Source organism: Streptomyces sp. NPDC020807 (assembly GCF_040641575.1).
Taxonomy (GTDB): domain Bacteria; phylum Actinomycetota; class Actinomycetes; order Streptomycetales; family Streptomycetaceae; genus Streptomyces.
In genome coordinates, this window is the sequence record NZ_JBFADU010000004.1 from 122,532 (window position 1) to 134,864 (window position 12,333).

General features: G+C 73.4%; 14 protein-coding genes. 8 read left to right on the plus strand and 6 right to left on the minus strand.

The window, feature by feature from the left end; genetic code table 11:
* Positions 1–67 precede the first annotated feature (67 nt).
* Together AB0G79_RS08395 and AB0G79_RS08400 are read right to left on the minus strand one after the other, a co-directional pair.
* Positions 68–346, minus strand: coding sequence for a hypothetical protein (locus tag AB0G79_RS08395; protein ID WP_360802164.1), 279 nt, complete (start codon positions 344–346; stop codon positions 68–70).
* Between the two features lie 36 nt (positions 347–382).
* Positions 383–1,156 (minus strand): PspA/IM30 family protein, encoded by a 774-nt coding sequence (locus AB0G79_RS08400; protein ID WP_360802167.1) that lies wholly within the window; start codon positions 1,154–1,156, stop codon positions 383–385.
* Positions 1,157–1,431: 275 nt separating this feature from the next.
* Between AB0G79_RS08400 and AB0G79_RS08405 the strand changes: the two genes are divergently transcribed.
* The 3 genes from AB0G79_RS08405 (at position 1,432) to AB0G79_RS08415 (ending at position 4,031) form a co-directional block, all read left to right on the plus strand.
* On the plus strand, positions 1,432–2,034 hold the full coding sequence (locus tag AB0G79_RS08405; RefSeq protein WP_360802174.1) for a DUF3043 domain-containing protein: 603 nt from the start codon (positions 1,432–1,434) through the stop codon (positions 2,032–2,034).
* A gap of 38 nt (positions 2,035–2,072) precedes the next feature.
* Entirely contained in the window at positions 2,073–2,849 is a 777-nt protein-coding gene (locus AB0G79_RS08410) for a methyltransferase domain-containing protein (RefSeq protein WP_360802177.1), read from the plus strand.
* A 108-nt stretch (positions 2,850–2,957) separates the two neighbouring features.
* Positions 2,958–4,031 carry a trypsin-like peptidase domain-containing protein gene (locus AB0G79_RS08415; RefSeq protein ID WP_360802180.1) on the plus strand — a complete coding sequence of 358 codons (1,074 nt, stop codon included), beginning with the start codon at positions 2,958–2,960 and terminating at the stop codon, positions 4,029–4,031.
* Positions 4,032–4,100: 69 nt separating this feature from the next.
* Here the strand turns inward: AB0G79_RS08415 and AB0G79_RS08420 are convergent, their stop codons facing one another.
* On the minus strand, positions 4,101–4,307 hold the full coding sequence (locus tag AB0G79_RS08420) for a hypothetical protein (RefSeq protein ID WP_360802183.1): 207 nt from the start codon (positions 4,305–4,307) through the stop codon (positions 4,101–4,103).
* A gap of 90 nt (positions 4,308–4,397) precedes the next feature.
* On the opposite strand from AB0G79_RS08420, the gene AB0G79_RS08425 reads away from it, so the two are divergent.
* The 4 genes from AB0G79_RS08425 (at position 4,398) to AB0G79_RS08440 (ending at position 9,361) form a co-directional block, all read left to right on the plus strand.
* Positions 4,398–5,603 carry a bifunctional adenosylcobinamide kinase/adenosylcobinamide-phosphate guanylyltransferase gene (locus tag AB0G79_RS08425; RefSeq protein ID WP_360802186.1) on the plus strand — a complete coding sequence of 402 codons (1,206 nt, stop codon included), beginning with the start codon at positions 4,398–4,400 and terminating at the stop codon, positions 5,601–5,603.
* A 73-nt stretch (positions 5,604–5,676) separates the two neighbouring features.
* A complete protein-coding gene (gene cobT / locus AB0G79_RS08430; protein WP_360802189.1) occupies positions 5,677–6,753 on the plus strand; it encodes a nicotinate-nucleotide--dimethylbenzimidazole phosphoribosyltransferase in 1,077 nt (358 codons plus the stop codon).
* 107 nt (positions 6,754–6,860) lie between these two features.
* Positions 6,861–8,654 (plus strand): phosphatidylglycerol lysyltransferase domain-containing protein, encoded by a 1,794-nt coding sequence (locus AB0G79_RS08435; protein WP_360802192.1) that lies wholly within the window; start codon positions 6,861–6,863, stop codon positions 8,652–8,654.
* Entirely contained in the window at positions 8,651–9,361 is a 711-nt protein-coding gene (locus AB0G79_RS08440) for a hypothetical protein (protein ID WP_360802195.1), read from the plus strand. The genes AB0G79_RS08435 and AB0G79_RS08440 overlap by 4 nt, the downstream gene beginning before the upstream one ends.
* Here AB0G79_RS08440 and AB0G79_RS08445 read toward each other — a convergent pair.
* Positions 9,301–10,065, minus strand: a complete 765-nt coding sequence (locus AB0G79_RS08445; RefSeq protein WP_360802198.1) for a hypothetical protein — start codon at positions 10,063–10,065, stop codon at positions 9,301–9,303. The two genes, AB0G79_RS08440 and AB0G79_RS08445, sit on opposite strands and share 61 nt — an antisense overlap.
* A gap of 67 nt (positions 10,066–10,132) precedes the next feature.
* Here AB0G79_RS08445 and AB0G79_RS08450 point away from each other — a divergent pair, with 67 nt between their 5' ends.
* On the plus strand, positions 10,133–10,906 hold the full coding sequence (locus AB0G79_RS08450) for an adenosylcobinamide-GDP ribazoletransferase (RefSeq protein WP_360802201.1): 774 nt from the start codon (positions 10,133–10,135) through the stop codon (positions 10,904–10,906).
* On the opposite strand, the gene AB0G79_RS08455 is transcribed toward AB0G79_RS08450, so the two are convergent.
* A complete protein-coding gene (locus AB0G79_RS08455) occupies positions 10,903–11,706 on the minus strand; it encodes an endo alpha-1,4 polygalactosaminidase (RefSeq protein WP_360802204.1) in 804 nt (267 codons plus the stop codon). The genes AB0G79_RS08450 and AB0G79_RS08455 overlap by 4 nt on opposite strands.
* Positions 11,703–12,320 carry a spherulation-specific family 4 protein gene (locus tag AB0G79_RS08460; RefSeq protein ID WP_360802206.1) on the minus strand — a complete coding sequence of 206 codons (618 nt, stop codon included), beginning with the start codon at positions 12,318–12,320 and terminating at the stop codon, positions 11,703–11,705. Before AB0G79_RS08460 ends, AB0G79_RS08455 begins: the two co-directional genes overlap by 4 nt.
* Between the last annotated feature and the right edge of the window lie 13 nt (positions 12,321–12,333).

Below are 12,333 nucleotides of genomic sequence, written 5' to 3' on the forward strand. Positions count from 1 at the left end.
CGGAGCCGGATTCGGCTCTGTCCCGGATCCGCGACTCGGACGCGGCGGGGTCGGGGGCGGTCGGCGTTCAGCCTGGGATCAGGCCGTCGTCGGTGAGCATCGCGCGGACCTCGTCCAGGGACGCGTCCGGGGAGGGGAGGATCAGCTCCGAGGGTTCCAGTGCCTCGTCCGGGAGCGGTTCGCCGAGGCGGCGGACCTCGTCGAGGAGGGCCGCGAGCGTGCGGCGGAAGCCCTCCTCGTCACCGGACTCCATTTCCGCGAGCAGCTCGTCGTCGAGCCGGTTCAGCTCGACGACGTGGCTGTCGGCCAGCGTCCGCTGGCCCTCCCCCATGATCCGTACGATCATGACGCGTCCTGTCGGTCGGGGTTGCTTGTCTCGCCGTTACTTCTCGAAGCGCGGGCGCTGCTGCTCCGTGCCGCTGCCCTCGATCGCCTGCTGCTGCGCCGACGAGCCGCCGGCCAGCTCGGCCTTCATCCGCTGGAGCTCCAGCTCGACGTCCGTGCCGCCCGAGAGCCGGTCCAGCTCGGCCTGGATGTCGTCCTTGCCGAGCCCCGACTGGTCGTCGAGCGCGCCCGAGGCGAGGAGCTCGTCGATCGCGCCGGCCCGCGCCTGGAGCTGCGCGGTCTTGTCCTCGGCCCGCTGGATCGCGAGGCCGACGTCGCTCATCTCCTCCGAGATGCCGGAGAACGACTCGGCGATGCGGGTCTGTGCCTGCGCCGCCGTGTAGGTCGCCTTGATGGTCTCCTTCTTCGTGCGGAAGGCGTCGACCTTGGCCTGGAGGCGCTGCGCGGCCAGGGTGAGCTTCTCCTCCTCGCCCTGGAGCGTCTGGTGCTGCACTTCCAGGTCGCTGACCTGCTGCTGGAGCGCGGCCCTGCGGGACAGCGCCTCGCGCGCCAGGTCCTCGCGGCCGAGCGCCAGCGCCTTGCGGCCCTGGTCCTCCAGCTTGGCGGACTGGCCCTGCAACTGGTTCAGCTGGAGTTCGAGCCGCTTGCGGGAGGTGGCGACGTCGGCCACGCCGCGCCGCACCTTCTGCAGCAGCTCCAGCTGCTTCTGGTAGGAGTAGTCGAGCGTCTCGCGCGGATCCTCGGCCCGGTCAAGGGCCTTGTTCGCCTTCGCGCGGAAGATCATCCCCATACGCTTCATGACACCGCTCATGGGCTTCGCGCGCCCCCTTCTGACGGACTTCGGCTCCAGCTCTCCAACAGGATCCACACTACGGGCCCTGTCTCCATTACCGCACTGTTCGGGGCGGGATGCGCTCCTCCCCAAGGACGAGTTGGACGTGGCCCGTCCTCCCGCCCAGGGAGTAGGGGGGACCCCGGGGGAACCCCCTCCCGCCCCGTGTGCGTACGTCACAAGACGCCGTCCGTTAGCGGATCGTTCCCGGGCGGCATCGGGTTCCCGGCCACCACCCCGTACCCTTGGGTTTTGTGTTCCGTAGCCGTTCGAAGGATGAGAAGGCCCCCACCGACAAGGTGACGGCGGACCTCTCCAAGCAGCCCCGCGACCCCGAGGCCCCCAAGGGCCGCCCGACACCGAAGCGGAGTGAGGCGCAGACCCAGCGCAAGCGCGCCGCGACGGTGCCGACCGACCGCAAGGAGGCCGCCAAGCGTCAGCGCGAGGCGCGTCGCTCGGACCTGGCCCGACAGCGTGAGGCGCTGGCGAGCGGCGACGAGCGTTATCTGCCGGCCCGCGACAAGGGTCCGGTGCGCAAGTTCGTCCGCGACTTCGTGGACTCCCGCTTCGCGATCGCCGAGTTCTTCCTGCCGATGGCCGTGGTGATCCTCGTGCTGTCGCTCTTCGGCAACGCCAACCGGGCGCTGCAGAACATCTCGCTGCTGCTCTGGCTCGGCGTGATCGTTCTGATCGTGATCGACTCGATCGGCATCTGGATCCGCCTCCGGAAGCAGCTGAACGAGCGCTTCCCGAACGAGCCGAAGCGTGGTGCCGTGGCCTACGGCCTCATGCGTACGCTCCAGATGCGCCGACTGCGGCTGCCGAAGCCGCAGGTCAAGCGCGGAGAGCGGCCCTGAGCGCCTTCGGCGTCGACGCGTCGGTGACGGGTGGCCCCGTGCTGCCCGTCGTCGTGCACTGGCCCGCCGGGCACGGCGGGCTGCGCGACACCATCCGTCAGGAGCTCATCGCCCGCCAGCTCGACGAGCAGATATCCGCCCGCTATCCCGTCGGACAGCGGCTGCGGATCCTCGACGCCGGGATGGGGCAGGGCACGCAGGCGCTGCGGCTGGCCCGCGCCGGGCACACGGTGACGGGCCTCGAAGCCGACCCCGAGCTCCTGAAGGCGGCCCGCGAGTCGCTCGCGACGGAGCCCGCCGGGATCCGCGAGCGGGTCCGGATGATCGAGGGCGACGGCCGTGAGACCGGCGTCCACTTCCTGCCGGGCAGCTTCGACGTGGTCCTCTGCCACGGCGTCCTCATGTACGCGGACGAGCCCGACGCCCTGCTCGCCGGCCTGGCGCGGATGCTCGCGCCCGGCGGCCTGCTCTCCCTGGTCGTGCGGAACGCGGAGGCGCTCGCCATGCGCCCGGGGCTCGCCGGCGACTGGTCAGGGGCCCTCGCGGGCTTCGACACCGATGTCTACACCGACGACGACGGGGTGAAGGTGCGGGCCGACCGGCTCGACGCCCTGACGTCCACCCTCGCGGGCATCGCCGCGCCGCTGCACGCCTGGTACGGGGTGCGGGTCTTCACCGACGGGGTCCCGCCCGAGACGGGCCTGCCGGCCGCCGAGGAGCTGGACCGGCTGCTCGCCGCGGAGGAGCGGGCGGGGCGGACGGAGCCGTACCGCCGCGTCGCGGCCCTGCTCCACCTGTGCGGTGTGCGGGGCTGAGGCCCCGGCCCGGGCCGGGGGCCCGGTCGTGGGGTCCGGGCCGCTGCCGGGACCTGATCGGGTGCGCTCGGCGCGCCCGCGGACCCGGGCGAATCGATACTCCGGAGCATGGACCTCTCCCCTGCCCGCACCCGTGCCCGGCGTCTCCCGCTGCCCCTGACCGCGGTGGTCTGTGCCGCCGCGCTGGTCGGCGGCTGTTCCGCCGGCGGCGACCCGGCCGGGCCCGCGCTGTCCACCCAGGCGGCGGCGCCCCTCGCCGCCAACGACCTCCAGGACGACTACCAGGCCGTCATCAAGGAGGTCCTGCCGTCGGTCGTGCAGATCGACGCGGCGAGCAGCCTCGGCTCCGGGGTCGTCTACGACGACAAGGGGCACGTCGTCACCAACGCGCACGTCGTCGGCGAGGAGAAGACCTTCAAGGTCACGGCCGCGACGGGCGGGCAGCCGGTGGAGGCGCGACTGGTCTCCTCGTACCCCGAGCAGGACCTCGCGGTGATCAGACTCACGACCGTGCCGCAGGGGCTCAGGGCCGCGCGGTTCGGCGACTCCGCCGCCGTCGACATGGGGCAGATCGTCCTCGCGATGGGCTCCCCGCTCGGGCTGTCCGGCAGCGTCACCCAGGGCATCGTCTCGGCGACCGGCCGCACGGTGAGCGAGGGCCGTACGGGCGGGGGCACGGGCGCGACCATCGGGAACATGGTCCAGACGTCCGCGGCGATCAACCCCGGCAACAGCGGGGGCGCGCTCTTGAACCTCGACAGCGAGGTCATCGGCATCCCCACGCTCGCGGCGACCGACCCCGCGCTGGGCGGCGGATCGGCGCCCGGGATCGGCTTCGCGATCCCCGCGTCCATGGTGAGGACGGTCGCCGACCAGATCATCAAGGACGGGAAGGTCACGGACTCGGGGCGGGCGGCGCTCAACATCACCGGGCGCACGGTGCTCGACGACGACTACAACCCGGCCGGGGTGGCGGTGGTCGAGGCGCCGGCGGACGGGGCGGCGGGGAAGGCCGGTCTGAAGCCGGGCGACGTGATCACCCGCTTCGGCGACACCGACATCACGACGATCACGTCCCTGTCCGAGGCGCTGGCCTCGCGGCGGCCGGGCGACGTGGTGACGACGGTGTACGTCCGCGGCACGGAGAGCCACAAGACGGACATCACCCTCGGCGAGATGTAGCCCGCCGCCCGGGGAGGGCGCCGCGCCCGGGGAGGGCGCCGCGCCCGGGGAGGGCGCGGCGCGGCGCGGTCAGCCCTCCGCGTCCAGGGGCATCGGGCCGTAGATCTTGGTGCCGTCCTCCGAGAGGGTCACCTGGTCGGCGCCGCCTCCCAGGAGGTCGCGCCAGTTCTCGCCGATCCAGTTCTCGGCGTCGCCCTGCGTGCTGAACTCCTCGGGCGTCACCGAGGGCTCGACCTCCGTGCCGTCGGACTTCTCGAACCGCCACGTCCATGCCATGTCCGCCTCCAGGCGCTCACCGGTGATCGGTTTCCTGCCCGCAGCGTAGCCGGGCGCGCACGGCTCGCGGTGGCGCGGGAGGATCTGAGGGTGGAACTGACTCTGCTCGGCACCGGCGCCCCGCTCGGGCTCCCCCGCCCCGAATGCCCCTGCGCCGTGTGCGCGCTCTCCCGAGGGACCCGTACGCGGGCCGCCACCGCGCTGCTCGTGGACGGGGCCCTGCTGCTCGATCTGACGCCGGGGGCCGCCCTCGCCGCCGCCCGTTCCGGACATTCGCTCGTCGGCGTACGGCAGGTGCTGCTCACCCATCCGCACGACGGGCCGGCCGTCGAGGTGCCCGCCGGGCTGCCGACCGCCGGGCGGGTGCCGGACGGGCGGGAGCTGACGCTGATCAGCGGGCACCGGGTGCGGGCCGTCGCGATGGACGCGCCGGGGACGGGGTACGAGGTGACCTCGGCCGAGGGGCTGCGGCTGCTGTACCTGCCGCCCGGCGGCGCTCCGGCCGGGCTGCCCGACGGGCAGGCCGTCCCGTACGACATGGTCGTCGCCGACGTGACCGGCCGGCCGGACGGGCTCGCCCGGCTGCGGGCGACCGGTGCCGTCGGTCCGGCGACCGAGGTCGTCGCCGTGCACCTGGACCACGACGTGCCCACCGGCGCCGAGCTCGACCGGCGGCTCGCGGCGGCGGGGGCCAGGGCCGTACCGGACGGGACGACGCTGTACGTCGGCGACTACCACGAGGTGCCCGACGTGCCGCGGCGCACCCTCGTGACGGGCGGGGCCCGGTCCGGGAAGTCCGTCGAGGCCGAGCGGCGGTTGGAGAGCTTCCCCGAGGTGCTGTACGTGGCCACCGGGGGCACCCGGGAGGGGGATCCCGAGTGGGACCAGCGGGTCACCCTGCACCGGGAGCGGCGGCCCGGGGTGTGGCGCACCGCCGAGACCACCGAGATCGTCCCGCTGCTGCGGGAGGACGACGGGGGCGCGCTGCTCATCGACTGCCTGTCGCTGTGGCTGACGCACGTCATGGACGAGGTGGGTGCCTGGGACGACGCCCGGTGGGCCGACGGCGGGCAGGCCGCGCTGCGGGAGCGGACGGCGGAGCTCGTCGCCGCCGTGCGGGCCACCCGGCGGACCGTGGTGGCGGTGACGAACGAGGTCGGGTCCGGCGTGGTGCCCGCGACCCCGGCCGGGCGGCGGTTCCGGGACGAGCTGGGGCGGCTCAACGCGGCCTTCGCCGACGAGTGCGAGGAGGTTCTCCTCGTGGTCGCCGGACAGGCGGTCGTCCTGCGCGGGTAGGGTTCGATCACCTGTGCCGCCGACGGCACCCATGGCACCGACGGCCCTTGCTCATGTCACAAGGTGGGACCCCTTGAACCTGGACGACTTCTCCGATCTGATCGAGCGCCCCGACGGCGGGATCCGGCGTGACGCCGAGGAGCGCCGCGAGCGGCTGAGCGTGCCGCCGGGGGCGCTCGGGCGCCTCGACGAGCTGGGCGAGTGGCTGGCGGCGGCGCAGGCGACGGTCAAGGTGCGGGCTATCGAGCAGCCGCGGGTGGTGCTCTTCGCGGGCGACCACGGGGTCGCCGCGCTCGACGTGTCGGGCCGGGCGGCGGGGACGGCGCACGAGCTGGTGCGCGCGGTGGTCGACGGGTCGAGCCCGGTGGCCGTGCTCGCCCGCTCGATGAACGTGCCGGTGCGGGTCGTGGACGCCGGTGTCGACTGCGAGCCGGAGCTGCTGCCCGCCGACGTGGTGCGCCACCGGGTGCGGCGCGGCAGCGGCCGGATCGACGTGGAGAACGCGCTGACGGCCGAGGAGACCGAGGCGGCGGTCCGGCTCGGCATGGCGATCGCCGACGAGGAGGCGGACTCGGGCACCGACCTGGTGGTGCTCGGGGACCTGAGCGTGGGCGGGACGACCCCGGCGTCGACGCTGATCGCGGCGCTGTGCGGGACGGACGCCTCGGTGGTGACCGGCCGGGGCGGCGCCGGGATCGACGACCTGGCGTGGATGCGCAAGTGCGCGGCGATCCGGGACTCGCTGCGGCGGGCCCGGCCGGTCCTCGGCGACCAGCTGGAGCTGCTCGCGGCGGTCGGCGGCGCGGACCTGGCGGCGATGACGGGCTTCCTGCTCCAGGCCTCGGTGCGGCGGATGCCGGTGATCCTGGACGGTGTCGTCGGCGCGGCCTGCGCGCTGGTGGCGCAGCGGGCGGCGTTCCGCGCGCCGGACTGGTGGCTGGCGGGGCAGGTGAGCGGGGAGCCGGCGCAGTCGAAGGCGCTGGACCGGATGGCGCTCAACCCTCTGCTCGACCACGGCGTCCATGTGGGTGAGGGAACCGGGGCTCTGCTCGCGCTTCCCCTCGTCCAGGCCGCCGCGGCCCTCGCCGCGGAGCTGCCCGAGCGACCGGATCCGACCACTCCGGACGCGGAGGCGGCCGAGGAGGCCTGACCGGGGGAAAGGACCTGACTGCTCCGGAGGCGGCTGTGGGCGCGACGCGCGCACAGCCGCCTCCGGCGTCTGCGCACGGCCATCGGTGCCCCATATGATCGCTTTTCATGGGAGAGGTCCGTTTGTCCGCCGAAGCAGCGCCCCGAGGCTCAGCCCCCCGGGACCCGGCGCCCCGGGGTTCCACCGTCCGTTCGCGGCGCAGCGCCGCGTTCGCCGTCTGGTACCTGCGCGTCGTCACGTTCATCAACTTCCTGAGCGCCGTCTGGGTGTCGTTCGGCCAGGACCTGCGCCGGCACAACGAGGACGACTTCTTCACCCCGTACATGCTCACGGCCGGCTTCGCCTCCGGCGTCTTCACGCTCTTCCTGGCGATCACCATGCGCCGCAGGAAGCGGGCCGCGTGGATCCTCAACCTGGTCCTCAGCGGGCTCTTCCTGCTGCTCTTCGCGCTGGTGATGTTCTTCCCGGAGATCCGGGAGCACGCGCAGAACTGGGTCTCGCTCGTCCTGACCGCCGCCTTCGTCCTGGCGCTGCTGCTCGGCCGCAGGGAGTTCTACGCGAAGGGCGACCGCTCCAACCCGCTGCTCGCCGCGGTCGTGGCGGTCCTCGGACTGCTCGTCACCTCGCTGGCCGCCGCCGTCCTGGTCACCGTCACCAACACCTCGACGGAGCACTCGACCTTCCTGGAACGCTGGCGGTACGGCGTGATGCGGCTGGTCACCCTGGCCGTGGACGACTCGGGGTTCGCCGGGATCAGCACCCCCGGCTGGGTCGACGTCACCATCAACGTCCTGTCCACGCTGCTGCTCTTCGCGGTCCTCTTCGCCGCCTTCCGCTCGCGCCGGGCCGTCGACCCGCTGACCGAGGCGGACGAGGAACGGCTGCGGACACTGCTCGACAAGTACGGCGACCGGGACTCGCTCGGCTACTTCGCGCTGCGCCGCGAGAAGAGCGTCGTGTGGTCGCCGAGCGAGAAGGCCGCCATCGCCTACCGGGTCGTCGGCGGGGTCTCGCTCGCCTCGGGAGACCCGATCGGCGACCCCGAGGCCTGGCCGGGGGCGATCGAGCCGTGGCTCGCCGAGGCCCGCGAGCACGGCTGGATCCCGGCGGTCATGGGCGCGAGCGAGGAGGCCGGCGTCATCTACGCCCGGCACGGCCTCGACGCCCTGGAGCTGGGCGACGAGGCGATCGTGGAGACGGACGAGTTCACCCTGGACGGGCGGGCGATGCGGACGGTCCGGCAGGCCTTCAACCGGGTCAAGCGGGCCGGGTACGAGGTCAGGATCCGGCGCCACGAGGACATCCCGGCCGAGGAGATGGCCGAGCTGCTCCGCAAGGCCGACGACTGGCGGGACGGGGCCACCGAGCGCGGGTTCTCGATGGCGCTCGGCCGGCTCGGCGACCCGCGCGACGGCCGCTGCGTGATGCTGGAGTGCACGGACGACAAGGGCGACCTGCGGGCGCTGCTCTCCTTCGTGCCGTGGGGGCCGAAGGGGCTGTCGCTCGACCTCATGCGCCGCGACCGGGACTCCGAGAACGGCCTGATGGAGTTCATGGTGATCGAGCTCCTCCAGCGCGCCAAGGAGATCGGGATCACCCAGGTCTCGCTGAACTTCGCGATGTTCCGCTCCGTCTTCGAACGTGGCTCGAAGCTCGGGGCGGGACCCGTGCTGCGCGTGTGGCGTTCGCTGCTCAGCTTCTTCTCCCGTTGGTGGCAGATCGAGTCGCTGTACCGCGCCAACGCCAAGTACCGACCGATCTGGGAGCCCCGATTCATGCTCTTCGAGAAGAGCGCGGACCTGCCGCGCATCGGCCTCGCCGCCGGGCGGGCCGAGGGCTTCCTCGAAGCCCCGGGCCTTCCGAAGTGGCTCCACCGCAAGCATCTGGAGGGCGGCCGTTGAGCAACGCCGTGGGCGCCTTCGCCCGGCGCGAGTGGGGTCCGCTCTTCGGGACCGTGCGGGCGGGCCTCGCGGAGCGGGGGTGGCGGGCGGTCCCGATGACGCTCGCCGCCGTCTGCCTGACGGCCGCGTTCCAGGTGGTCCAGAACCAGGGCTGGGGCTATCAGCCGGTCCAGGACATCGGCTCCGTACGCGCCGAGGACCCGCTGTGGCTCGCCCTGCTCCGTACGCCCCTCTCGCTCTTCGTCCCCGCGCTCGACCTGCCCGTCTGGGGCGCGCTCGCGCAGGTCCTGCTCGTGTTCGGGATCGCCGAGATCTGCCTCGGCCGGTGGCGGACGCTCGCCGTCGCCTACCTGGCGACGCTGTGCGGGACGCTGTACGCGCGCGTGGGCATCGCCCTCGGGCCCGACAGCGTCCTCGGGCTCCCGGCCTCCGACGCGCAGGTCGTCGACACCGGCCCGTCGGCGGCCGTCGTGGGCCTCGCCGTCTACGTCTGCTGGCGCTACCGGGCCTGGTGGACCGGGGGCGCGGTGGTCGTGGCCATGGTCGTCGAGGTGATCGTCAAGCCGAACCTCGCGGGCAAGGAGCACCTCGCGGCCATCGCGGGCGTCCTCGTCCTGATCGCCGTCCAGTCCTGGCGCGAGCGGGGTCAGGAACGGGTGGAGCCCCCGCCGGGGACGCGCTCCTGGAAGCCGCCGATCAGGTCCTGAAAACGGCGCCGGAGCTTCGTCCAGCGCTTGTCGTGCCGGTAGGCGCGGAGTATCGAGCGGGCCCGGGCGTGCTTGCGGCGGCCGTAGAACCGGCGGGCCCACCAGGAGCCGGGACGGGCGACCCGTACGGCTCCGAAGAGGGCGACGAACGGGATCAGGGTGCCGAAGACGGCCGTCCGGAACTTCCCCTTCACCAGAGCGGTGAGGACGAAGAGGAAGTTCACCAGGAGGGTCAGCAGGAAGGTGGCCCGGTCCTGGCGTTCCTCGCTGGTCACGTCGTCGACGCCGAGGGGCGAGAAGCCGCTGAGGGCGAGGCCGACGAGGGCGGCGGTGAGCACGACGACCTCGACGCTCTTGCGGCCGTCGTCCGTCCAGTACACGTCGTCGAGGTGGAGGATGAGCGCGAACTCGTCGAGGACGAGCCCCGCGCCGATCCCGAAGACGACGGCGAAGACGGCGGCGCCGACCCCGTGCCGGCCGCTGCCCACCGCACCGAAGCCGCCGATGACGGCGAGGACGACGCCGGGGACCACGTGATGGATGTGGAGCCCTCCCGAGGAGACGTTCCTGAACGGGCCCTTGCCCGCCCTGATGAGGCGGGTGACGGTCCGGGTGACCAGGAATGTCAGGACGAAGGACGTCAGAGCGAGCAGCGTCGGGAGCTTTCCCGGCTCGACGATGTTCCGGGTGAACCAGTGACCCATGCCACCCCGTTCCGATATGTGCGGTATGGGCAATCTACCGTCCTTGATCGCCCATTACCCTGCCCGGATGGACGGCCTGCGTTTCGCCTTCGGCACCCTGACGGTGTTCCCCGCCCGCATCACCCGCTGGGACCGCGGCGCGGCGCGCGCCGGCATGCTCTGCGCGCCGCTCGCGGGACTGGCCGTCGGCCTCGGCGCCGCCGCGCTCGGCGGGACGCTCCTGCTGCTCGGCTCGGGACCGCTGCTCGCCGCCGTCGCCGCCGTCGCCGTCCCCGCCGTCCTCACCCGGGGCCTCCACCTCGACGGACTCGCGGACACGGCGGACGGCCTCGGCAGCGCGAAGCCGGCCGAGGACGCGCTGCGCATCATGAAGCAGTCGGACATCGGCCCGTTCGGCGTGATCGCCGTCGTCCTCGTCCTGTTCGCGCAGGTCGCCGCCCTGTACGCGCTGTACGGGGAAGGCTGGGCGCAGGGCACGATCGGTGCCGCCCTGGCCGCGACCGTCGCCCGGCTCGCCCTCACCCACGCCTCCCGCCACGGGGTGCCGCCGGCCCGGCCCGAGGGCCTCGGCGCGATCGTCGCGGCGACGGTCCCGGTCCGCTCGGCGACGCTCGTGACCGGCCTGACCCTGGTCGCGGCCGCGGCGGCGGGCCTGCTCCTCTCCCCCTACGACGCCGTCCGGAACGTGGTGGCGACCGGCGCGGCCCTGGGGGCGGCGGCCCTGCTGCTCCGGCGCTGCGTACGGCGGTTCGGCGGGGTGACCGGGGACGTGTTCGGCGCGCTGGAGGAGACGGCGGCGACCGTCGCGCTGGTGGCGCTGACGCTGGGACCGGGTCTCTAGCAGGGCTTCCGCCAGACCCCGAGTTCCTCCTTCTTGCTCATCGAGCTGAGGCCCAGTTTCCGTGCCTGCGGGCAGAACTGGTCGTTCGTCAGTTCGTACTCGACGTGGAACACCGCCTTGCCGGCCGCGACGAACGGCGCGAGGCGGCCGCACTCGTCGTACTCGGCGCACTGCTCGTTCACCGCGAAGTCGACGTTGGCGAGGAGCTTCGGGATCTGGTCCAGGTCGTTCTTGAGGCCGACGGCGAGGCCCCGGTCGTGGGCCATGCGGGCGATCAGGCGGTTGTAGCGGAGCTGGTCGGCGGCGGTGAGGGGGAAGCCGGTCGGGTTGAGGTAGCCGTCCATGTTGTCGGGCTCGACGGCGTCGAAGCCCTTGTCCCGGCACATGTCGAGCCGCGCCGCCATGAGCGGCTCCAGGACGTCGACGCGGCGGATGTCGAGCCAGCGTTCGCCCTTCCAGCCGTTCCCCTTGCCGAGGACGGCCTTCGGGAACTTCCCCGCGTCCGGCCGGAGCTCCTCCCAGGCGCCGGTGGAGAGGTAGCAGATGACCTTGCGGCCCCGGTCGTGCAGGTCCGCCACGGTCGCGGCCGGGTGGTCGAAGCCGTCGATGTCGTAGACGGGGACGTCGACCGTCGGGTCGAGGCGGCCGCTGAGCTGCCACTGCCAGGCCAGGCCGGGCTTCGGCCGCCAACGCGCGTCCTCCGGTTTCGGGTCGTGGTCGGGGGCGGCCGTACAGGCGGTCGCGAGGAGTAACAGGGCCGCGAGGAGCGGGAGGCGGCGTCTGGTCCGGGCGGGTCTCATCGGGCGGGCTCCAGGAGGTACGGAAGGGTGCCCCAGGGGTGCGCGCCCGTGCCCGGGACGGCGCAGTGCACCGGGGTCGCGGGGCGGACGCCGGGCGGGGCGGCGTAGACGAGGTGGCAGTAGTGCGGGGCGACCGGGAGGTCGAGCGTGCGGTACGTGTCCCAGGGACCCTCGAACGTGACGAGGAGGTCGGCCAGTCGCTCGTACCCCGGGTCCGGGTGCGTGCCGTGGTTGAGGACGAGGGTCGCGGCCCCGGCCGCCCGCGCGGCGACCGCGATCCGGCCGTAGTGGGCGAGGGCGGCGGGCGCGGTCGCGACCTGGTCGAGGAAGGCCCCGTCGGCGCCGTACCAGTCCCGGTGCCGGAGCAGGTCGGCGACGACCTCGGCGTGCGGGCGGCGGCCGTAGTCGGTGTCCACGTACCCGAGGACCCGGACCCCGGCCTCCCGCAGCCGCGCCGCGGCCTCGGCGAAGGCGGGGTCGGCCGCCTCGCCCGCGCCGCTCGCCGGGTTGAGGACCACCCCGTACAGCGAGGGCGCGGCCCCGAGCAGGGCCGACCAGGCCTCGGGACGGTCGGCGGGGTGCTCGTAGAACGGCACCAGGAGGGATGCGGGCACGGTTGCGGTCTCC